Source organism: Streptomyces sp. NBC_01716 (genome assembly GCF_036248275.1).
Taxonomy (GTDB): domain Bacteria; phylum Actinomycetota; class Actinomycetes; order Streptomycetales; family Streptomycetaceae; genus Streptomyces.
The window spans coordinates 3,203,361-3,224,101 of sequence record NZ_CP109181.1; the positions used below are offsets into that span (position 1 = coordinate 3,203,361).

Annotated in this window: 23 protein-coding genes; 13 read left to right on the forward strand and 10 right to left on the reverse strand. The window is 67.8% G+C overall.

Annotation, left to right across the window (positions count from 1 at the left end):
- Positions 1-151: 151 nt before the first annotated feature.
- Positions 152-856, reverse strand: a complete 705-nt coding sequence (locus OIE74_RS13815) for a class I SAM-dependent methyltransferase (protein WP_329382644.1) — start codon at positions 854-856, stop codon at positions 152-154.
- Between the two features lie 59 nt (positions 857-915).
- On the opposite strand from OIE74_RS13815, the gene OIE74_RS13820 reads away from it, so the two are divergent.
- The 4 genes from OIE74_RS13820 to OIE74_RS13835 all read left to right on the forward strand — a co-directional run bounded on the left by OIE74_RS13820 (position 916) and on the right by OIE74_RS13835 (position 4,330).
- Positions 916-1,674 (forward strand): HIT family protein, encoded by a 759-nt coding sequence (locus OIE74_RS13820; protein ID WP_329382646.1) that lies wholly within the window; start codon positions 916-918, stop codon positions 1,672-1,674.
- Between the two features lie 30 nt (positions 1,675-1,704).
- Positions 1,705-2,391: a (d)CMP kinase gene (locus OIE74_RS13825; protein ID WP_329382648.1), complete on the forward strand. Its 687-nt coding sequence runs from the start codon at positions 1,705-1,707 to the stop codon at positions 2,389-2,391.
- Entirely contained in the window at positions 2,388-3,488 is a 1,101-nt protein-coding gene (thiL, locus tag OIE74_RS13830) for a thiamine-phosphate kinase (protein ID WP_329382650.1), read from the forward strand. Before OIE74_RS13825 ends, thiL begins: the two co-directional genes overlap by 4 nt.
- A gap of 74 nt (positions 3,489-3,562) precedes the next feature.
- Positions 3,563-4,330 (forward strand): hypothetical protein, encoded by a 768-nt coding sequence (locus tag OIE74_RS13835; protein WP_329382653.1) that lies wholly within the window; start codon positions 3,563-3,565, stop codon positions 4,328-4,330.
- A gap of 13 nt (positions 4,331-4,343) precedes the next feature.
- Here OIE74_RS13835 and OIE74_RS13840 read toward each other — a convergent pair whose 3' ends face one another.
- The gene (locus tag OIE74_RS13840; RefSeq protein ID WP_329382656.1) at positions 4,344-4,823 is read right to left on the reverse strand and encodes an HIT family protein; all 480 of its coding nucleotides are present in this window, start codon (positions 4,821-4,823) and stop codon (positions 4,344-4,346) included.
- Between the two features lie 449 nt (positions 4,824-5,272).
- Here OIE74_RS13840 and OIE74_RS13845 point away from each other — a divergent pair, with 449 nt between their 5' ends.
- Entirely contained in the window at positions 5,273-6,673 is a 1,401-nt protein-coding gene (locus OIE74_RS13845; protein ID WP_329382659.1) for a CocE/NonD family hydrolase, read from the forward strand.
- Positions 6,674-6,706: 33 nt separating this feature from the next.
- Here the strand turns inward: OIE74_RS13845 and OIE74_RS13850 are convergent, their stop codons facing one another.
- Positions 6,707-7,639, reverse strand: coding sequence for an NmrA/HSCARG family protein (locus OIE74_RS13850; protein WP_329382661.1), 933 nt, complete (start codon positions 7,637-7,639; stop codon positions 6,707-6,709).
- 86 nt (positions 7,640-7,725) lie between these two features.
- Here OIE74_RS13850 and OIE74_RS13855 point away from each other — a divergent pair, with 86 nt between their 5' ends.
- Entirely contained in the window at positions 7,726-8,112 is a 387-nt protein-coding gene (locus tag OIE74_RS13855) for a MerR family transcriptional regulator (protein ID WP_443076107.1), read from the forward strand.
- Positions 8,113-8,121: 9 nt separating this feature from the next.
- Here the strand turns inward: OIE74_RS13855 and OIE74_RS13860 are convergent, their stop codons facing one another.
- Together OIE74_RS13860 and OIE74_RS13865 are read right to left on the reverse strand one after the other, a co-directional pair.
- Complete coding sequence (locus tag OIE74_RS13860; protein WP_329382664.1) at positions 8,122-8,322, reverse strand: DUF397 domain-containing protein; 201 nt, start codon at positions 8,320-8,322, stop codon at positions 8,122-8,124.
- Positions 8,309-9,130 carry a helix-turn-helix domain-containing protein gene (locus OIE74_RS13865; RefSeq protein ID WP_329392286.1) on the reverse strand — a complete coding sequence of 274 codons (822 nt, stop codon included), beginning with the start codon at positions 9,128-9,130 and terminating at the stop codon, positions 8,309-8,311. Before OIE74_RS13865 ends, OIE74_RS13860 begins: the two co-directional genes overlap by 14 nt.
- Positions 9,131-9,253: 123 nt before the next feature.
- Here OIE74_RS13865 and OIE74_RS13870 point away from each other — a divergent pair, with 123 nt between their 5' ends.
- The 3 genes from OIE74_RS13870 (at position 9,254) to OIE74_RS13880 (ending at position 10,476) form a co-directional block, all read left to right on the forward strand.
- Entirely contained in the window at positions 9,254-9,670 is a 417-nt protein-coding gene (locus OIE74_RS13870) for an ATP-binding protein (RefSeq protein ID WP_329382667.1), read from the forward strand.
- Positions 9,671-9,769: 99 nt separating this feature from the next.
- Complete coding sequence (locus tag OIE74_RS13875) at positions 9,770-10,087, forward strand: ArsR/SmtB family transcription factor (RefSeq protein WP_329382670.1); 318 nt, start codon at positions 9,770-9,772, stop codon at positions 10,085-10,087.
- Positions 10,084-10,476 (forward strand): VOC family protein, encoded by a 393-nt coding sequence (locus OIE74_RS13880; protein WP_329382673.1) that lies wholly within the window; start codon positions 10,084-10,086, stop codon positions 10,474-10,476. Before OIE74_RS13875 ends, OIE74_RS13880 begins: the two co-directional genes overlap by 4 nt.
- A 17-nt stretch (positions 10,477-10,493) precedes the next feature.
- On the opposite strand, the gene OIE74_RS13885 is transcribed toward OIE74_RS13880, so the two are convergent.
- The gene (locus OIE74_RS13885) at positions 10,494-12,134 is read right to left on the reverse strand and encodes an acyl-CoA mutase large subunit family protein (RefSeq protein ID WP_329382675.1); all 1,641 of its coding nucleotides are present in this window, start codon (positions 12,132-12,134) and stop codon (positions 10,494-10,496) included.
- 49 nt (positions 12,135-12,183) lie between these two features.
- The gene (locus OIE74_RS13890; RefSeq protein WP_329382678.1) at positions 12,184-13,101 is read right to left on the reverse strand and encodes a class I SAM-dependent methyltransferase; all 918 of its coding nucleotides are present in this window, start codon (positions 13,099-13,101) and stop codon (positions 12,184-12,186) included.
- Positions 13,102-13,394: 293 nt separating this feature from the next.
- On the opposite strand from OIE74_RS13890, the gene OIE74_RS13895 reads away from it, so the two are divergent.
- Positions 13,395-14,357 carry a L,D-transpeptidase family protein gene (locus OIE74_RS13895; protein ID WP_329382681.1) on the forward strand — a complete coding sequence of 321 codons (963 nt, stop codon included), beginning with the start codon at positions 13,395-13,397 and terminating at the stop codon, positions 14,355-14,357.
- Between the two features lie 308 nt (positions 14,358-14,665).
- On the opposite strand, the gene OIE74_RS13900 is transcribed toward OIE74_RS13895, so the two are convergent.
- The 3 genes from OIE74_RS13900 to OIE74_RS13910 form a co-directional block, all read right to left on the reverse strand.
- Positions 14,666-15,886, reverse strand: a complete 1,221-nt coding sequence (locus OIE74_RS13900; RefSeq protein ID WP_329382684.1) for a hypothetical protein — start codon at positions 15,884-15,886, stop codon at positions 14,666-14,668.
- A complete protein-coding gene (locus OIE74_RS13905; RefSeq protein ID WP_329382687.1) occupies positions 15,886-16,614 on the reverse strand; it encodes an RNA polymerase sigma factor in 729 nt (242 codons plus the stop codon). The genes OIE74_RS13900 and OIE74_RS13905 overlap by 1 nt, the downstream gene beginning before the upstream one ends.
- 324 nt (positions 16,615-16,938) lie before the next feature.
- Positions 16,939-17,904, reverse strand: a complete 966-nt coding sequence (locus OIE74_RS13910; RefSeq protein WP_329382690.1) for a tyrosine-type recombinase/integrase — start codon at positions 17,902-17,904, stop codon at positions 16,939-16,941.
- Here OIE74_RS13910 and OIE74_RS13915 point away from each other — a divergent pair.
- From OIE74_RS13915 to OIE74_RS13925, 3 genes are all read left to right on the forward strand, one after another.
- Positions 17,854-18,558, forward strand: a complete 705-nt coding sequence (locus OIE74_RS13915; RefSeq protein WP_329382693.1) for a hypothetical protein — start codon at positions 17,854-17,856, stop codon at positions 18,556-18,558. The two genes, OIE74_RS13910 and OIE74_RS13915, sit on opposite strands and share 51 nt — an antisense overlap.
- A gap of 110 nt (positions 18,559-18,668) precedes the next feature.
- A complete protein-coding gene (locus OIE74_RS13920; RefSeq protein ID WP_329382696.1) occupies positions 18,669-19,256 on the forward strand; it encodes a PhzF family phenazine biosynthesis protein in 588 nt (195 codons plus the stop codon).
- 68 nt (positions 19,257-19,324) lie between these two features.
- Complete coding sequence (locus tag OIE74_RS13925; protein ID WP_329392287.1) at positions 19,325-20,653, forward strand: replication-associated recombination protein A; 1,329 nt, start codon at positions 19,325-19,327, stop codon at positions 20,651-20,653.
- Positions 20,654-20,741: the final 88 nt, after the last annotated feature.

The following is a 20,741-nucleotide window of genomic DNA, read 5'->3' on the forward strand; positions in this document are numbered from 1 at the left end:
CCCGCCGTCAGGTTGCGGGTCGGCGACAGGCTAGGAAACCCGCGCGACGGGAAGGTGAACTCACTGCGAAGCCAGGAGGAACGAGTGGAGCCCGATCCATGGTCGCCGGGGGGATTACGGACCGGTGGAGAGGAGTGCGGCGGGCGGCTCCTCACCCGATCCCGGGCGTGGGGCGTGGCACGAGTCGCGCCTCCAGCACCAACGCACTCCAGGAGACACCCGCACGTCCCAACTGGTCAGGCTGCTCGCGCGCCATGAGCAGGTCGAGCCCGGCCTGCCGCCCCAGCCAGATCACTTCGGCGGCCGGAACGTCGAACATCCGCCGCGACGAAGGCGCCGGACCATGCCGAAGGGTGATGACGACACGCCCCTTGGGAACGAGAAGTGACCGGACACGGTCCATGGCTGTTCGTCGCTCCTTCTGTTCCAGATGCATCCAAACTCCAATGATCAGAATGAGGTCGAACGGCCCCCGTACTCCGCCAAGTTCGGGCAACGCGCTGTCGACCCACCGGACGGGTACGTCCGCGTGCAGGCGCTGGCCGATCTCGCGGAGCTCCGCTGTCGGTTCGACCGCCACCACGTCGTAGCCCAGGGCTGCCAGCGCGGCGGCGTCCCTGCCCGACCCCGCGCCCAGATCAGCGACTCTGCCGGGTGGCGGAGGGAACAGGGAGAGCGTCTCTCCATGAACTTCCCGAAAGGAGACACTTTCGTACTGACGTGCAAGATCTTCCGCGGCGGCCCCATATCCCGCCGTCCCTGCTACGAGAGGCATACGATTCTCCGCTTCGGGCTTCCCGGCCGAGCCTGAGCAGCCATTCCCGACGATGACTCCATGCCAAGCATCAGCGTCCATTCAGGCTTCCGCCTCTGCATTTTCGGCCAAGTTGGCTTCCAAGAGGCCCATCCGCTTGCATGGCTGCACAGATCTTTTTTAAACTGCGCTTGAAATTTATCCGCACCGGCACCCTTGATCATTCACTTGATAAGAGGTGGACCATGCACCATGGCCTCCAGTGCGCCGAATCCGACTTCTGTGACGAAATTACCGGCGCACCGGACACCACGTTCTCCCTGGTCTACGAAGGCGATCCGCCGAGCCGCGTGCTGCTGGAGACACCTCGGTTTCGCCTCATTGTCGACATGTCTCCACTGTGTGTCGGTCACCTTCTCCTGCTTCCGGTTGACCACTACCTCAGCTTCGCGGAACTCATCGGCGAGCACAGTGAGGAACTGACGGCGATACTCACTGAAATAAGTTCGCTTTATCGACACACGTTCGAGCAACTCACCGTACTTGAGCACGGTTCATCCGCCACCATGGGATCCAGCGCTTGCATTTCTCACGCGCACTTACATATGCTCCCCGTCGACGGACACGAAGTAAATTCACTTATCATGGCCGATAAAATTCCATCGACAGCTCTGAGCGAAATCGGCGAATTGACATCCTTCAGAGGGGAGCCTTATTTCCTCTGCGGCCACGAGGGCAAGTATCGAATTTTCGACGGTACGCGTCCAATACGAAGCCAGTATCTGCGTTCCATCGTTGGCCGCCTGCTCGGGATACCCGATCCGCTGTGGGACTACGCCCTGGTGGTCCGCAAGGACCTGCTTCGCGAAACCATGGCGCGCACCAGCAGCTGGAGGGCCACCTCGACTGATGACAAATAGGCAATTCACAGCACGTTCGGAGGGCGGCACGTGCCGCACATCACTATCTCCATCGACGGTCCCACCGCCAGCGGCAAGACCACGCTGGCAACAAGCCTGGCCAAGTACCTGGGACTGACTTTCCTCGATACCGGACTCACCTTCCGGAGCCTGGCTTACGCGATCGCCCATGAGCCCACCAAGGCCCGGCGTATTCAGTTGGGCGCCAATTTGAAACATCTCCCCGCCGTGTACGACGCGTCGGGAATGCTGACCCAGAGCCACGCCATCTTCCTCGACGAGAAGGAGATCACGGAGGACATCTGGGATCCCTCATTGGACGAAGATCTCAAAAGGATCTCCAAGGAACCAGCCTTGCGCCAAGAAATTCTGCGCATGCATCACAGCATCGTCGAAGAGTGCGGGAATGTGGTGGTCGTCGGCAGGGATGTGGGCGTGACACTCCTCCCCACAGCCAGTCTACAGATCTATCTGACAGCCAGCCTGGCGGTGCGCAGAGAACGCAGACGTGCACAATATCGCGAGAGAAGTGACCGCTCCACGGCGGTGGGTCCCCCAACGGAACGCGATGAGGAAAACCGCGTGGCCGTATGGGCGCTCCGCAACTCAATTGAAATTCAGTCGACCTATCTACCCGCCTCCGCGGTTTTCGCCTGCGCTCTGAACAGGCTGAATCAACATTCCGCACACATCACTGGAAGGCACGACGAGACGTGACTCTCCACGAACCGGTCTACTCGGATGAGCCGACACGGGTACAGCAACTCGTAAGTCAATTCTTCGACAACCAGTCCGGGGCCGACGTGGCACCGGACGGTCTGGACGTACTCCTGAGCGTGGGGGCCGACGCGAGGGACGACTGCGCGGTATATGACATCGGTTCACCGGTGACCCTTGTCGTGGGGTCGGACTACATCCGGGGTCCGAAATTCATCCTGCACGAGCTGGGCCTTCTGTCGGACTTCGACATCGGCTACTACCTGGCTGCGGCGAACATCAGTGACATAGCGGCCATGGGTGCCACTCCCATCGGTCTGCTCAGCGTCATCCGCTATCCGCACGAGATGGACGATGCGGGGTTCCGGCAAGTAGTGGCCGGCGTTCATCAGGCCTGCACGGATTTCGGGACACTCAATGTGGGCGGGGACATCGGGAATGCCGAACGTCTGATTCTCTCCGGAACGGCTCTGGGCGTCTGTCGGCCCGGAAAAGTGTTGAAGCGATCCGGTGCCTCGCCGGGGGATCTTCTCTGCGTCACCGGTACATGCGGTCTCCTCGGCGCGGCGGTCGCGTACTTCCCGCAGCGGGATACGTTCGTGCGAGCGCTGCCGGTGGAAATGGAACAGAAACTGCTGGACAGTTGGAAAAAGCCCCGCGCCCGGGTGGCCGAGGGACGCGTTCTGGCCCAGAAACCTTACGCCACGGCCTGCCAGGACACCTCGGACGGACTCAAAGCGACGATCGAGCAGCTGATGCGGGCCAGCGGGGTGGGGTTCCGTGTCAATGGGCTGGACGTTCCCGTGGACCCGTCGGTCCGCGAGGTCGCGGAACTCATGAAGGTCGACCCGCTGGCTTTGACGATGAGCGCGTCGTCCGACTTCCAGTTGGCCTTCACCATCGCCGCGGACGACGTACCGGCCTGCCGCACTGAATTCAGGGCCGTGGGGCTAGATTTCGTCGTGATTGGTGAGGCGACGGCGAACAGGGAGGCTGTAGTGATGGATAACAACGGTATCCGGCCCCTACCCGGTGTGGCTTGGAAGCATCAGAAGTCCGACGTCAGTCTGCTGGCTTCTGGCACACCGGACGCGTAAGCCAGCGAAAGACGCAGGCCGTCTCGGCGTCATGGGCATGGTGGGGCGTCGCACTTCCGGAATAAAATGGTCGGATGAAGACGATCACCGCCAAGATCGCCGACCGGTCAATCCTCCTTGGAGCGACCCTGGGCCTGGCGGCGCGTCAATACGACGTGCCCAACAAGCCGTTCTGGTCCGAGACGGCACAGGAGCGTCCCTACATTCTCCTCGCGCTCATATGCACGGTCGGACTTTTCGGCGCCTTCACTCCTTTCCAGGAGCACGCGAACAGGCAGAGAGCGGAGCGCCGGTCCGTTGTGCGCCAGCAAGTGCTGCAACACTTCGGAAAATTGCTTGTGATCGCGGGAACTGCCCGTCCGCCTGTAGAGACCGCTGATCTCGGCCTCCATATATGGTTGATTCGCCGGTCTCTTCGTCATCCCTGGCGCGGGTACCTCCGGCGCGTCGCTACGTACCGCTTGGGAAGCACTCCAACTACCAGATCCTTCGCACCCATTAGGGGAGTTGGCGTTGTCGGCCTCTGCTGGAAACGTAACGGGGAAGTCTCCTACGACGTACAGAAGATGGCTGGCCAGTTGACGAACCAACAGGAATTCGAAACCCGCCGGGATACAGCGGGCCCCGACGCCGTCATGGGTTTCTCCTGGGCAGGATTTCAGCGCGTTTCACATCGTGGAGCCGTCTTCGCAAGCCCGATCAGAAATCGAAACGGCGACTTCATAGGGTGCATCAGTGTCGATGCCCGGCACGGTCATGACGCCATGAACGTGGACGGCTTCTGGCACGAGGTGAACTCGCTCTGCTCCCGTCTCGACCACGAGGACTTCGAAGTCATTTGATGCTCTTCAAAGGTCAGCGGCGGCTGGACCGGACGTCGGTAAGTTCTCGCAGTCCGACCTCGCCGTCGCCGCTCTTCGTCCAGACGTCCGGGTCACAGTTGGGGACCGCGCGCCTGATTCCGCCGCGGGGATCTTCTACATCACCGAAGTGCCGGGGAATCAAGTGGATATGGAGGTGATCGACAGTCCTTCCGGCAGCCCGCCCCTCGTTGACCCCAATGGTGAATCCATCCGGGCGGGATTCCTCGGTGATTGCCTCCTGAGCGGCCAGGATGAGAGCGTAGGCATCCCTCAACTCGCCGGCCGTCAGGTCAAAGAAGGACTCCACGTGTCGTTTAGGAACCACTTCGACATGACCAGGAGTGGCGGGGAAATTGTCATAGCGAACGTAAAAAGTCTCATTTTCCTGCATAATCCGGTTCAGATCAGGCCGGTGCAGATTACAGAAGATGCATGAGGAATCGTCCGTGACCACCGATTGTTGATGACTCACCGTTCGCTCCGCTCTCGTTCCGTGGCTGTACCCGCTTCACTCGCATACAGGGCGGCGGTCGAAGTGTCGACGAGGTGGACCAGACCGATGATTAACATCCCAGAACCGTAGCGAAATCGCCCTGATTTCGCTACTTGGTCGTTGTCTCTCAAGGATGAAATTCCGGTCCGCGGTTCGATAAGCAATCATCCTTTCGCACATGATCATTTTGCTCGCGCAGCGGGCTGACCTGCTCCTATGAGCCGAGCGGGTCTTGGCAGCACACGGCTTCGATCAGGGCCAGATCGTACGCCGCCCGGCAGTTGCTCACCAGGGCCGCATCGTCCGTCCCGTGCCCACGCCCGCCCTGGCACCGGCCTAACTCACGGAGATCCTCGGGGGCGTGGAGTGTGGAGTGGGAAGGGGAGGGCCCCGGGAATAAACCCTGGCCCGGGGGCAGTTGGAGTTACATGAGATTCATCGATGTGCCGACCAGGGACGGGACCGTACTGCGCGGGATTCACCACCCTGCCGCCGAATCCGGTCCGGTGGTGCTCGTCATGACGCCGTACGGGGCCGATCGGTATCACCGGGACGGGCGGTTCTTCGCCGGGCGGGGCTTTCACTTCGTCAGCCTCGACTCGCGGGGGCGCGGGGACCCCGACGGGGTCTTCAAGCCCTTCCTCGACGACGGGGCCGACGGTCACGACGCGGTGGCCTGGCTCGCCGGCCGGCAGTGGAGCACCGGGGACGTCGTCACCTACGGCGGGTCGTACAGCGGATTCGCGCAGTGGGCCGTCGCCGCCACCCGGCCGCCCGCCCTGCGCGCCGTCGCGCCCGTGGCGTCGGTGTATCCGGGCGTCGACTTCCCCATGGTCGGTGACGTCCCGACCGCGTACGCCGTGCAGTGGCTCGCCTTCAACCGGGGGCGGCGGATGAACACCGGGCCGTGGAGCGACGACCGGTACTGGCGGGACATCCACCGCGATCTCGGTGACCGCCCCTTCCGGGATCTGGACGTCGCGTCCGTCGGAGAACGGCTGCCCGCGTTCCAGGAGTGGCTCGACCACCCCACGTACGACGCGTACTGGGCGTCGTACGTCCCGTCCGAGCCCGTCGGCGTCCCGGTGCTGGCGATCACCGGCCAGTACGACGACGACCAACTCGGCGCGCTCACCTACGAAGAGCGGCACCCGGCCACCCACCTGGTCATGGGCCCCTGGGACCACGCCGGTACGCGGTCGGCGGCGCGTACCTTCGGCGGGCTGACCTTCGCCGAGGACAGCGCGATCGATCTCCGTGCCCTGCACGCCGACTGGTACGACTGGGTCCTCGGCCGGGGCCCGTCCCCCGCCTTCCTCGCCGACCGGGTCGCGTACTTCCACATCGGCGAGGGATGGCGGCACGCCTCCTCGCTCCCCCAGGCCCCGTCGACCCCGTTGCGCCTCCCGGAGACCACGCTGACCCTGGACCCCGCGCTGGTCGGCGACGAACCTGACGGTTTCCGCGAGAAGTTGGACGAGGACGCGTATCTGCTCATCGCCCCGGCACACGACGTCTCGGGCCGCCCCCGCGCCGCCCTCACGCTCACGTCGGACCTGCCGGACTTCGACCTGCTGGTGGGCCTCTACCTGCTACGGGACGACGCGACGCTCCTGGGCGAGACGGTGTTCCGCGCCCACCACCGCGACCTGTCACGCCCCGTCGAGCTGACCTTCCCGTTCATCTCCCGCACGACGGACCCGGGCGACCGCTTCGCGCTCCGCGTCCGGGCCCCGCACAGGCGCTACGCCACCAACCACGAGGCACGCGGCGAGGTCCGGCTGGGGCGGGAGTCGTACCTCGCGATTCCGGGACTGCCGACGGTCTGACGCTCCCGCTCAGACAAGGGCGGAAGGGCCTCGTCAGCGCCGAGCGATGCCCGTGTCCGAGGAGCGGAGCGTCTCATCGAGGAGGCTCGCACCGGGGCCGGCCAGCCAGCCGTCGAAGCGCAGCAGGAAGGGGAACTCCGCGCGCAGCGCGTCGAGGTTCGCGTTTCCCGCCAGTCTGCCGTCGTCCACGAGTGCTGCCAGCTTGGCGAGGACCTCGTCCTGTGTCGGCAGGCGGCTGTAGCTGATCGGCCGGCAGGCGGCCCGGGTCAGATCCTCGGCCAGGGCCTCGCCGGTGAGAGCGTCACCGGCGATCTCCATCGTGCGGCCGGCGTAGCGATCGGGTGAGCCGAAGACCGCGGCGACGATGCGGCCGATGTCGCGTACCGCGATGAACTGCATGGCCCGGTCGGGGCGCATCAGGAAGGACAGGTGCCCCCTGTCGAGGCCCATTTCGGGGGTCACCAGGAGCTCCATGAACGTGGCCGGCCGAACGATGGTGCAGGGGATGTCCAGCTTCCGGACATGGGCCTCGATACGGCTCTTGGTGTCGAGATGGTCCACGCCCGTTGTCGAGCCCGCGGTGACCGCCGAGCTGTATACGAGGTGGGCGACGCCGCAGCGCTCGGCGATCTCGGCCACCGCCGCGCCGAAGCGGACCTCGTCCTCGTTGGTCACCTCGGCCCCGGCCTGGCCGGAGTTCGGCTGGACACTGAAGACTCCGTGGGCGCCGGAGAAAGCCGCGCGGAGCGACTCCGGATCGCCGAGGTCACCGCGGACGGTTTCGACGCCGACGGCGGCGAGGGCACGGGCCCGCTGGCCGGACGGGTCCCGCACAACCGCACGCACCCCCCAGCCATCCGCCCGCAGCGCCGCGGCGACCGCTCCTCCCTGCTGCCCCGTGGCGCCCAGGACGACGACGGTTTTGTTGACGCTGGTTGAGAGGTGCGTCGGAAACGTGCTGGTCATGGGCGTGCTCCAGAGTCCGGACGGGATGGTTCGAACGGGTCTCCGCTACGCTAAAACCTGACGCCGACGTCAGGTGCAAGCGGGACATGGAGCCGAGCCAGGAGGTCGGGATGCGGATCGGAGAGGTCGCCGCGAAGGCGGGCGTCAGCGTCAGGGCGCTGCGCTACTACGAGCAGCAGGACTTGCTGCACTCCTCCCGGAATCCGGGTGGCCAGCGCCAGTATCCGCCCGCTGCCGTCGAACGGGTCAGGCTGATCCAGCAGCTCTACTCCGTGGGCCTGCCCAGCAGAACCATTCGCGAGGTGCTGCCGTTCGCCGACTCCGGTGGGGCGTCACCGGAACTGCTGGAGCTGCTTGCGGCCGAACGCGACCGCCTCGACCGGCAGATGACGGACCTGCGGGCCGTGCGCAGCCGGCTGCACGACTGCATCACCGAGGCGCGCCATCAGGACGGAACGGGAAGTTCATCCTGAAGCAGGGACTCAGGCAAGGGCTCCCGTCTTGACGGCGGAGACGAACGAGGACCAGTCGGCAGCCGGGAAGACGAGAGCAGGACCCTGCGGGAACTTGGAGTCGCGGACGGGGACAACAGGGTGGCCGTCGGCGACCTCCAGGCACTCGCCGTTGCCGCCGCCGCTGTAGCTTGACTTACGCCACCCCGTGAAGCACTCACTGCTGATCATGTTCGTGTTCCTCCGCTGCGGCCCGGACCAGGGCCAGTGATTCTCCCTGCGACAACGCGTCGCCCAACGCCAGATCGTAGGCCGTTCGGCAGTTGCTCACCAGGGCGGGATCATCCATCAGGTTCCCGGTGTACAGACCCTCTACGTACGCGACCGGCGCAGCGTCGTTGAAGCTCATCAGGGTGAGCAAGCTTTCCATCAAGGAGTGCTCCCCGGCTCCGAACGGCAGCACATGCAGCCGCAAGCGTCCCGTCTCGGCCATGCTCGTGATCTTCCGCAGTTGCGTAGCCATGGCGAGCGCTCCCCCAACTCGGCGTCGGAGCACGGCTTCGTCCAGCAGCGTCCACAGTACGGGGCCTGACAGGCCCTCAAGGATCTGAGCCCGGTCCATACGGTTGACGACGCGCCGGTCAACATCGTCGGTGCGGTAGTTCGGGTTGTACGAGCGGAACAACGCCCGTGCGTACGCCTCGGTCTGGAGCAGGCCGGGCACGAGCGTGAGCCCGTACTGACGGATCTCGGTCGCCTGCTTCTCCAGCTCCGCAGCGGCGGCGAAGTGATCGGCGAACTTGGAGTCCAGGTCCTCCAACCACCGCTCAAAGAACCCGTCCGTCCCCAGCGCCTGGTCGATCCGCTTCGCGTCCGCCGGGCTCGGCAGCCGCCGCCCCGCCTCGAAGTGGCTGATCAGCGTCGGTGAGCACACCACCTGCTGCGCCAACGCCTCCTGCGTCATGCCCGCCGCGATACGTCGCAGCTTCAGCTCCTCCCCGTACTTCTCCCGAGGACTGCGCGGCACCCGTTGCTCCATCACGCGATCAACTCCTGGCCTTGAACTGTGCGTTGTCAAGATCGAACCCCTTCCACGGTAGCCCCCGGCACCCCACTCTGTAAGTGAAATGTCACAGAGTGCAACCTAGGAGGTGGCTTCCCCATGCTGATGAACCCCGGCCAAGGGGATTCGGTGGTGCTGCGTTGGAGCCGACACCCACGCTGTGTAGGGCTCGCGCGGTGGGAGTTGCGGAAGGCCCTCGCCGGGTGGGGGCTCGCTCCGCTCGAAGAGGCCGCCGTGCTCGTGCTGTCCGAGCTGCTGACCAACGCCGGGCGGCATGCCCGCGTTTCGCCGGGGCGGGAGATCGAGACCTGGTACCTGCGGTTGTCCGACACGCTCCGCATCGAGGTGCACGACGCGTCGTCCGACTGGCCCGAGGTCCGCGAACCGGACCTGGAGGCGCCCGGCGGCAGAGGGCTCACGCTCGTCGCCGCGCTCGCTGACAGCTGGGGGGTCAAGGACCGTAACGGGCCCGGAAAATCCGTCTGGGCCGAGCTCTCGCTTCCCGAACTCCGGTGACTTCGCTACACCCCGGTCAGCGACAGCTTCGCCGCGAAGCCCAGGAACAACGCGCCATGGAGCTTGATAGGCAAGTAACAACTTGCCTATGCTGTGGGCGTGGCCGACGACCTCTTCAAAGCGCTGGCCGACCCGACCCGCCGCATCATCCTTGACGAGCTCACGGACAAGTCCGGACAGACGCTCTTCGAGATCTGCTCGCGACTGAGCATGAAGCACCGCCTCGGCATGTCGCGCCAGGCGGTCTCCCAGCACCTCGCCGTACTGGAAGCCGCCGGGCTCGTCGAGACCAGGCGGGAAGGCCGCTACAAATTCCATGACCTGAACACGGCCCCGCTGCGGCAGATCGCCGAGCGATGGCCCGCGCCCAGCGCATCCACACCCCCCGCATCCGCACCGGAGGAGAACACCCCATGAAGATCCATCTGACCAGCGTCTTCGTAGACGACCAGGCCAAGGCCCTGCGCTTCTACACCGAGATCCTCGGCTTCGTGAAGAAGCACGACGTCCCCGTGGGCGAGACGGACCGCTGGCTGACCGTCGTCTCGCCGGACGAGCCCGGCGGCACCGAACTCCTCCTGGAGCCCTCCGGCCACCCGGCCGTCAAGCCGTACCGCGACTCGCTCATCTCGGACGGCATCCCGCTCGCCCAGTTCGCGGTGGACGACGTGACGGCGGAGTACGAGCGGCTGACGGGCCTCGGTGTGCGCTTCACCCAGGAGCCCCTGGAGATGGGACCCGTCACCACCGCGGTCTTCGACGACACCTGCGGCAATCTGATCCAGATCGCGTCGGTGCCCGCGTAGGAAGCCGGCCCCACGCGTCAGAGCGTCTCCGGCGGGACGTACGCGCCCCACACCTCCCGCAGCGCGTCGCACACCTCCCCCACCGTCGCCCGCGCCTTCAGCGCGCGCTTCATCGGGGGGAGCACATTGTCCGTACTCCCCTCCGCCGCCCGCCTCAGACCAGTCAGCGCCGCGGACACCTCGCCGCCGTCGCGCTCCGCGCGCAACGTGGCCAGGCGCGCCGCCTGTTGGGCCTCGATCGCCGGGTCGACGCGCAGCGGTTCGTACGGGTCCTCCTCGTCCAGCCGGTAGCGGTTGACCCCGACCACAACGCGTTCACCGCTGTCCTGCTCGCGCGCGACGGCGTACGCGCTCCGCTCGATCTCGCCCTTCTGGAAGCCGCGTTCAATGGCCTCGACCGCGCCGCCGAGGTCCTCGACGCGGGCCATCAGCGCCAGTGCCGCCTCCTCCAGGTCGTCCGTCATCCTCTCGACGGCGTACGAACCGGCGAACGGGTCGACGGTCGCGGTGACATCCGTCTCGTACGCGAGCACCTGCTGCGTACGCAGCGCGAGCCGCGCCGACTTGTCCGTCGGGAGCGCGATCGCCTCGTCGAAGGAGTTCGTGTGCAGGGACTGCGTACCGCCGAGGACGGCGGCCAGTCCCTGCACCGCCACCCGTACGAGGTTGACCTCGGGCTGCTGCGCGGTGAGTTGCACACCCGCCGTCTGGGTGTGGAAGCGGAGCATCAGGGACCTGGGATTGCGCGCACCGAATTCCTCGCGCATCACCCGCGCCCAAATACGCCGCGCGGCACGGAATTTGGCCACTTCTTCGAGAATCGTCGTACGCGCGACGAAGAAGAAGGAGAGCCGGGGCGCGAAGTCGTCCACGTCCATTCCGGCGGCCACGGCCGTACGCACGTATTCGATACCGTCCGCCAGCGTGAACGCGATCTCCTGCGCGGGCGTCGCCCCCGCCTCCGCCATGTGATAGCCGGAGATCGAGATCGTGTTCCAGCGGGGAATCTCCGTCCGGCAGTACTGGAAAATGTCCGCGATCAGCCGCAGTGAGGGTTTCGGCGGGAAGATGTACGTGCCGCGGGCGATGTACTCCTTGAGTACGTCGTTCTGCACGGTGCCCGTGAGCGCGGCGGCCGGTACGCCCTGCTCCTCCGCGACCAGCTGGTAGAGGAGGAGCAGAAGCGCGGCGGGCGCGTTGATCGTCATCGACGTGGAGACCCGGTCCAGCGGAATGCCGTCGAAGAGGATTCGCATGTCGTCGATGGAGTCGATCGCGACCCCGACCTTGCCGACCTCACCGCTCGCGATCGGCGCGTCGCTGTCGTGGCCCATCTGGGTGGGCAGGTCGAAGGCGACGGAGAGGCCGGTCGTGCCGTGTTCGATCAGCTGCCGGTAGCGGGCGTTGGACTCGACGGCGGTGCCGAAGCCCGCGTACTGGCGCATCGTCCACGGCCGGCCGGTGTACATCGACGGGTAGACACCCCGGGTGTACGGGTACGAGCCCGGCTCGCCGAGCCGCTCGGCCGGGTCCCAGCCGGCCAGTGCGCCGGGGCCGTAGACCGGCTCGACCGGCACACCGCTCTCCGTCCGCCGGATCGCGCCCTCGTCACCGCCGCTGCCGCCGTCGCTGCCGCCGTCGCCGGGCTCGGGTGCCATCGCTCCGCCTCCATCGCTCGCTCGCGCGCGGGGTGTCCGCCCCCGTACATCACATCTTGCGCGCGACCGACTCCCGCCGCCGTGCACGCGAGCGCATCACCGCGCGTGTCACCAGCGGCGGCAGGAGGTCGATGGCGACGCGGCGCGCCCGCGCCCGCGGCGACCGCCGGGCAGGCCGGGGGTCGGGCTCGGGCGCCGGAGGCTCCTCGTAGTACTTCGAGCGGGGGAACGGCGCCGCCTCCATGCCGCGCGACTTCAGCCGTACGAGCCGGTGGCCCGCGGCGTCCTGGACGCTGACGTCGCAGTCGGTGCGGCTGTCGGCCAGGGCGATCATGGCCTTGCGCAGCGGCTCGGGGTCGCCCCAGGTGGCGTACAGCTTCTGGGTGGTCAGACAGATCGGGCGCAGATCGCCGTCGAGCACCGCCTCCCAGGTGGCGAGGGCGACGCCCGGGGTGTGCTCGGAGCGGAAGTCGTCCAGGACGACGATGCCGCCGGGCAGCAGGATCTCGCGGGCCGCGACGATGTCGCCTCGGACGTGCTCGTACAGATGCGAGGCGTCGATGTGGACGAACCGGCACGAGCGCGGCTCGACCTCGCCGGGGACGATGGAACTGGGCCCGTGGAGCACGCGCGGGAGTGTGTCGTGGAAGGAGAGGTAGTTCCGTTCGAAGGCCTCGCGCGTCAGCGTCCGGTAGGACCGGGACGTCTCGGCGTTGTTCGCGGCGTCCGGGGCGTCGGACTCGAAGAGATCACAGACGGTGAAGCGGTCGCCGTCGCGCAGATGATGCCCGAGGAAGATCGCGCTCTTGCCCATGAAGACACCGAGTTCGAGCAGATCACCCGGCTCTCCGTGTTCCTCCTGGCGGTCGAGCAGTGTGCCGAAAATCAGCTGGTCGAGATTGGGGAACCAGCCTCGTACGTCGGCGAGTTCACCCGGACGCGGCTTGTCGTCGTGAACGGTCGTCATGGCGATATGAACCTTCGGTGGTCGGGGCGCGCTTCTCCTGGACTCCGGTTGGTCATTTCCGGTTTCGCATGGTTGCGCGCGACCGCGTCGGTCAGGAAGGCTCATCGGTCGAGACATGCTTTTCTTTCGCGGACCGGCAATGTGAAATTCACCTGCCGGTAAGTTTTCCGCGAGAGCGGGGTCATCAGGGCAACCGGAACGGGCTCTGAGTTGTCTCAGTAGATGCATGCCGGCACAGCCGGCTCGGAGATACTCGCCATCGGACAGCTCAGTGGCAGACAGGGGGACCACACGTGCCCAGACCATCAACGCGGCCCGGGACTCCGGCGCGGACAGGCCCGCGCCGGCCGCGCACGGCCGCGCTGCGCGCCGTGCTCGCCACCGGTGCCGTGCTCGCTGTCACCGTCGGCTGCTCGGCCCAGGCGGTGACCGATCCGGCTGGTGCCGCCGACGACAAGCCGGGCAGCGGCAGCGGCGTCACGATCGAGCCCGCGGGGCCAGCGTCGAGCAGTCCCTCGGCGAAGCCGGCCGCCGCGTCGAAACCGCCGGTCACCCCGTCCGCCGAGCCGTCGAAGAGCGCGAGCGAGAAGCCCGCGCCGCCGAAGCCCGAGCCGGCGAAGCCGAAGATCGTTCTGGCGAGCGGCGCCGAGGGCGACCAGGTACGTGAACTCCAGGCCAGGCTCCGGCAGATCGCCCACTTCAACCGCGCCCCCACCGGCTATTACGGCTCGGTCACCGCGTCCGCCGTGACGTCGTTCCAGGCCAAGCGCGGGCTGCCGCTCACCGGCACGACCGACACCGTCACCTGGGAGCGGCTGCTCGGGATGACGAGGAAGCCGACGGCGGCCGAGCTGCGCCCGCCGGCCGTGGAGAAGCCGGCACCCAAGCCGGACCCGAGGTGTATGACGGGCCGGGTGATGTGCATCAGCAAGACGAGCCGGTCGCTGTCCTGGATGATCGACGGCAAGGTGATGTCGACGATGGACGTCCGGTTCGGCTCGCAGTACACGCCGACCCGCGAGGGCACGTTCAAGGTGGGCTGGAAGTCCCGGCACCATGTCTCGACGATCTACGACACCCCGATGCCGTACGCGATGTTCTTCAGCGGCGGCCAGGCGGTGCACTACTCGGCGGACTTCGCGGCCAGGGGCTACAGCGGGGCCTCGCACGGATGCGTCAACGTACGGGACGAGAAGAAGCTCGCGTCACTCTTCGACCAGGTCCGGACCGGCGACAAGGTCGTCGTCTACTGGTGAGGGTGACGGCGGAGCTGAGGGATTGAGAGGCGCGGGCGGGACCGGGGGAACGTATCCCGCCCGCGCCAATTGTGCGTCGAGCCGAAGGTACGGGGGGAACCCCGGCTCAGACGCGGCCGATGACCAGTCGGCTCACTCTTTACTGCGCCACGGGGCAGAAAAACGTCACACCGGTGTCTCGGGGGCCGATCCTGGCCGAAAATCGAGGAAAGCGCGGGCGGTTCGGGTGGATGCGGGCGCGATGACCGGAATGGGTTTCGCGAGCGGATGACGGGAACCGGCCATGTGTAGGGGGCCTCCGGGCGTGCCTACGGGGTCGCTTGGTCCGTACCGGAGTTCGCGCCGTCGTCCGGCGTCACCGGGGGCTGGGACGGTGCGACGGTCTCGCCGGAGTCTCCGGAGTCGCCGCCGGGCCAGTCGGTCGGCGGCGGTCCGGAACCACCGTCGGTACCACCGCCATCGGTGCCACCACCGTCCGTACCACCGCTGTCCGTACCACCATCACTGCCGCCGCCGATACCGCCATCGGTACCGCCGCCGTCGGCGGGGCCGCCGTGCTGCGGCCCGTCACCACCACCGCCGCTGCCACCACCACCGTCGTCGTCACCGTCGTCGCCACCGGTGCCGCCGCCGTCGTCACCGCCATCGCCGTGACCGGGAGCGCCCCCGTAATGACCGTCGCCGCCCGAGCCGCCGCTCAGCAGCCCGTCACAGAAGCGCTTGACACCCGCCGGCCCTTTGGCCGCTTCCTCCAGCTGCTTCTTCTTTCCCACGGCGATCGTGCCGTTGCGGTACTCCTGGCAGGCCTGGACGAGCTGGGCGTACCACTTCTCGCCGTCTCCGCTCTTCCAGCCGTCGCCGGACGTCCGCCCCTTGCCGCTCTCGTCACTGTTCTTGTCCTGGCCGCCCTTCGGACCGCCGCCCGCACCCGCCGTCGAGTGGGAGCCCGTGGCTCCGGGCACGACCGAGCCCGCGTCGCTCTGCGACGACTCGCCCGGAAGGGGCGGCGGCCGGCTGACACCGGGGCTCGGGGATTCGGAGACCAGGGGTTCCGGAGTCACGGCTCCCGAGGCGGAGTTCGACGGCCGGGGGGAACTCTCACCGGCGGACGGCGCGTACAGGTATCCGGCTCCTGCGGCCACCCCGCTGAGCGCGCATCCGGCCATGGCCGCGGCCACACCCAGCCGGATCGGGCGTCCGAAGCTCGGCAGCCGTACCCGCCGCGGCTCGGGCCCGAGGCGTACGGTCCCGATCCCGTCGGCATCGGCGGTAGAGGCGGCGACGCCCTTGCTTCGCGAAACGGTACGTCCCGCCGTCCCGACGGCCTGCCGGAACGCGGCCAGCGCGGCGGCCTCACCGGGCAGTTCGCCCGAGCCCGCGGCTGCGCCCCCGTCCACGGCTTCCGCCAGCACCCCGGCCAGCCGGTCGGCCTGCGCCTGGGCGTGTTCGTCGGCGGTCTCGACCGGCCGCCCGCGCAGCAGAAGCTCCGCGACGCCGTGGTTGAGCCACGTCTCACGCTCGTGCGCCATCACATGTCCTTCTGCGTCCCCGGGGGCGAATGCGTCACACCGGCGGGCTCGGGAGCGTCCTGATGACGGCCGCGCTGCGGCGGTACGGATCCGAGCTCCAGACCGGTGACCTTACCGCCGTGCGGGGTGGCACGGTCGGGGCCGTCGGGGACCTCGGGGTCCTCCAGCGGTTCCGGGCTGTCGGCGCCCAGCAATTCGGCGAGCCGCTTGAGCCCGCGGTGCGCCGCCGTCCGTACGGCGCCGGGCCGCTTGCCGAGCGTCCGGGCGGCGCTCTTCGCGTCGAGCCCGACCACGACCCGCAGCACGACGGCTTCCGCCTGGTCCTGCGGCAGTTGGGCGATCAGCGCCATGGTCGTGCCGGTGGAGAGGGCCTCCATCGCCTCGTCGGCGGTGTCCGAATCGGCGGGCTTGCCGGTCAGCTCCGTCTCGTCACTGCCGGCCGCCGGGCGCCTGCCGCGCATCCGTATGTGGTCGAGGGCGCGGTTACGGGCTATGCGCGCGGTCCAGCCACGGAAGCGGTCGGCGTCGCCGCTGAAGCGTTCGAGGTCGCGGGCTATCTGGAGCCAGGCCTCAGAAGCCACGTCCTCGGCATCGAGCTCGCCGACGAGCGTCCGTATATACGCCAACAACCGCGGGTGCACCGCGCGGTACACAGTCCGGAACGCAGTCTCGTCCCCGTCCTGTGCCGCGAGCACCGCGGCGGTGAGCTCCGCGTCGTCCCCCAGCACTCCACACAACCTGTCTTGAATCGCGGCTGGTCACTGCCGCGCGCCCCCACGCGCTCCTGCACGCTACGGCCTCTCGGATGCCCAAGTCCATATTTTGTACAACCGGCAACGACTACCTGACAGACCCCGGTGTGACAGAAAACGCTCTCCCGACGCTGACATGAGTACGGGGCCGCAGAGCGTCCCCGCCGGAAGACGACCGGGGCCTCTCCTGTGGGGGGTGGCGGCCCCGGTCGTCCTCTCCAACCCTGGCGCTCTGATCAGGTAAGACGTGAGGTGCGGACGGTCTTCGTGGCCAACCGCGTGGCCAACGCGTTCTGGCGCTCATCCGATCCTCCCCAGGCCGATGCGCTGCGCCGTGCCCGACGCGAGTTTGCGTGCACCCTGCACGCGGCGCTTACCGTACTGGGCCATCGTGTAACCCGGCGAGTGGTGCCGCACGTTGGCGGAGACCTCGACGGGGTTCTCCCCGGCGTCCAGGTCGTTGGTGACCTTGCTGTGCCGCCAGTCGTGGAGGCGGAACCGCGGGGGAAGGTCCAACTTCTTTCTGGTGGTCCGCCACCGCGCGCTGACCTGGCCGGCGTCCTGCGGCCCGCCGGGTGTGATCCCGTCGTCGCGGAGCAGGTATCCGTCCCGCGCGAAAACGAGACCGTGCTCGACCCAGCGCGAGCCGAGCCGCTCCTTCCACAGCTCCTGGTGCTCCCGCTGCACCTTGAGCACGTTCATCACCGCGGGGTCGACGTAGATGATCGCGTTGTCGTCCCCGTCCTTGGTCAGACGCCGCAGGACGCTCTTGTTCCCGATCTCGACGACGACCCATTCCAGTTCGATGGCGCACTCGTCCCAGTGGGCGAGGTCCCACATCATCCCCAGAGCCTCGCTGCGCCGGACGGCCGTGGCGGTGTAGGTCGTCCACAGCGGTGCGTCACGGGTGCAGAAGTGCAGCGGGCCGCAGTCACGCTGCCCGCACGGTGTCCAGATGTCTTCAAGGAAGGCGGCCGAGTCGGCGTTGTCGAGCGTCACGAACTTGCGCTGCTGCGACTTGATCTGCCGGGTCGTCGGCGGGCTGGCCGTGGCCGCCGGATTCTTCGGGATCAGATTCTTCGTGACCGCAGCCTCCAGCGCCCCCGACAGGATGTTGTGGACGTGGCGAACCGACTTGGCGCCAAGGGGCTTCCCCCTGTTCGACGGGCACGGAACCGTCTCCACCATCCGGTACAGGGCGTCCAGGCCCGGGACGTGACCAAGGTCGACGCCCAGCCGGGCGGATACGAGGTCACCGGCGGACACGGAGGAGTGGTCGCCGACCTGGGCGGCTACGGACCTCCGCAGCTCACCTACCTCCCCGTCCGCAGGCACACCCATCGCTCGGAGCTGCGCCTCACCGTGCTCCCCGAGCGGGTGGTCGGCGTGACCGGGCGCCTGGGCTCCGGCGTGTCCCCGGTCGACGTCGGGACGAGGGACGCCGGCGGTCTCGTACCCGCCGCCATGCCGCACGTCTCGATCACCAAGTACAGCCGGTACGCCGCGACGGGAACCGGCACCGACAACCCGCCCGTCGCCGAGGAGGAGGTCGAGATCCTCGCCCGGATCGATGCCAACCTCGCCCACGCGCCCCTGTCCGGTTTCGTGTGCGAAGGCATGTCGCCGTTCGGAATGGCCGACCCGACGAGGAACGCGGCGCTGAGCGTCGCCCTCTTCACCGGCATGCCGGTGGTCCGCACGGGCCGCGGCAACACCGGGGGCATGGCATACCGCACCGACCCGACGTTCATCTCGGGCAACAACCTCACGGCCACCAAGGCGCGCATGCTCCTCATGGCCGCACTGCTCAAGTTCGGCGCCCTGCCCCCGACTGCGGATCCCTTCAACCCGACCCCCGACGAGCGTGCGGCCACCGAGAAGGCGGTCGCCCGTTACCAGGCCGTGTTCGACACCCACTGACCCCCGACACGACGACCCGCGACACGACGACCCGGCGGCGAGGACGGCACGACCCCCGCCCAAGCGTCCGCCGGACGATTCCCCGACAACCTCTTTCCAGAACGGATCCCATGGGCACTTACGAGTACGTGGTGGCCGATGTCTTCACCGACGTCCCGCTGGAAGGAAACCCGACCGCGGTCTTCCCGGACGCCTCCGACCTCTCCGCCGAACGCATGCAGCAGATCGCGCAGGAGACGCACTTGTCCGAGACCGTCTTCGTCCTCCCCGCGCAGGACGACGGCGATGTGCGGGTCCGCATCTTCACCCCGATCAACGAACTGCCCTTCGCCGGACATCCCACACTGGGCACGGCCGTGGTGCTCGGCGAGTCGCACGAGGCCAAGGAGCTCCGGATGGAGACCGCCAAGGGCACCGTGACGTTCGAACTGGAGCGTGACAACGACGGCCGGACCGTCGCGGCCGGCATGTGGCAACCCCTCCCCACGTGGGAACTCTACGACCGCGCGGACGAACTGCTCACCGGTCTCGACCTGGTGACCACCGGCAGCACTCTGCCGGTCGAGGTCTACGACAACGGGCCGCGGCATGTGTTCGTCGGTCTGGACAGTGTGGCTGCGCTCTCCGCCCCAGTTGGCGGGGTCCGCCGTGGTCGTCGCCCGGGGCACGCTGTACGCGTAGCCGCCGAAAACGTATGAGTGACCTGTCCACAGAGGAAGGGCCGCACGTGCCCAGCAGAGCATCATCCTTCGCCGAGAACGACGGGCTGTTCGCGTTATCGACGCCGGACCGCACTCCGCCCGCCGAGCCCCTGGGAGCCGACGCGCCGCTGGCAGCACGGATGCGGCCGCGCACGCTCGCCGAGGTCGTCGGCCAGGCGCACCTGCTGAGCCCCGGCGCGCCACTACGGCGGTTGGCGGAGGGCGGGGAGGTGGCGTCGGTGCTGCTCTACGGTCCGCCCGGCACCGGGAAGACGACCCTTGCGCGGCTGCTCGCCGATGTCGCCACCCGGCACTTCGTCGCCCTCTCGGCGCTGTCCAGCGGGGTCAAGGAACTGCGCGACGTGATGAACGACGCGCGCCGTCGCCGCGACCGCCAGACCGTGCTGTTCATCGACGAGGTGCACCGCTTCTCGAAGACCCAGCAGGACGCGCTCCTGGGCGCCGTCGAGGACAGGGTCGTGCTGCTCGTCGCCGCTACCACCGAGAACCCGTCGTTCTCGGTGGTGTCCCCGCTGCTCTCACGCCTGCTGGTGCTGCAACTCCAGTCCCTGACCGAGGACGAGGTCCGCGAGCTGCTGCGCCGGGCCGTGAAGGACGAGCGTGGCCTCAGCGGTGCGGTCACCCTGTCCTCCGAGGCCGAGGACGCCCTCGTGCGCCTCGCCGCCGGCGACGCCCGGAGCGCGCTGACCGCTCTGGAGGCGAGCGCCGACGGGGTGACCTACACCGGCGGCACGGTGGTCGACGTACCCGCGGTGGAGCGGGCCGTCGCCGAGACGGCCGTCCGTTACGACCGGCAGGGCGACCAGCACCACGACGTCGTCAGCGCGTTCATCAAGTCGATCCGCGGCTCGGACCCCGACGCCGCGCTGCACTACCTGGCACGCATGCTCGTGGCCGGTGAGGACCCGCGGTTCATCGCCCGGCGGCTGGTGGTGCACGCCAGCGAGGACGTCGGACTGGCCGACCACACGGCACTGCAGGCCGCCGTCGCCGCGGCGCAGACGGTCCAGCTCATCGGCATGCCCGAGGCACGCCTCGCCCTGGCCCAGGCCACCGTGCACCTGGCCATGGCGCCGAAGTCGAACACGGTGATCGTCGGGATCGACGAGGCCATGGCTGACGTCCGGGCGGGCGCCGTCGGAGAGATCCCCGCCCACCTGCGCAAAGGCCGCTACAAGGGCGCCAGGGAACTGGGCAACGCGATCGGCTACCAGTACCCCCACAGGACCTCCGAGGGAGTCCTGGAGCAGCAGTACCCGCCGGACGGCCTGGTGGGGAAGGACTATTACCGCCCCACGCAGCACGGCGGGGAGCGCGTCCTGCACGAGCGCCTCTCCAAGCTCCGCCGTGCCGTCCGCGGCGAGGAGCGGTAGCGTCGGCGCGCCTGGCCCACGGCCTGCACGCCGAAGCGCCGACATCACAGGTGTGAGGTCGGCGCTTACACGCGTCGAGCGGCGGGCG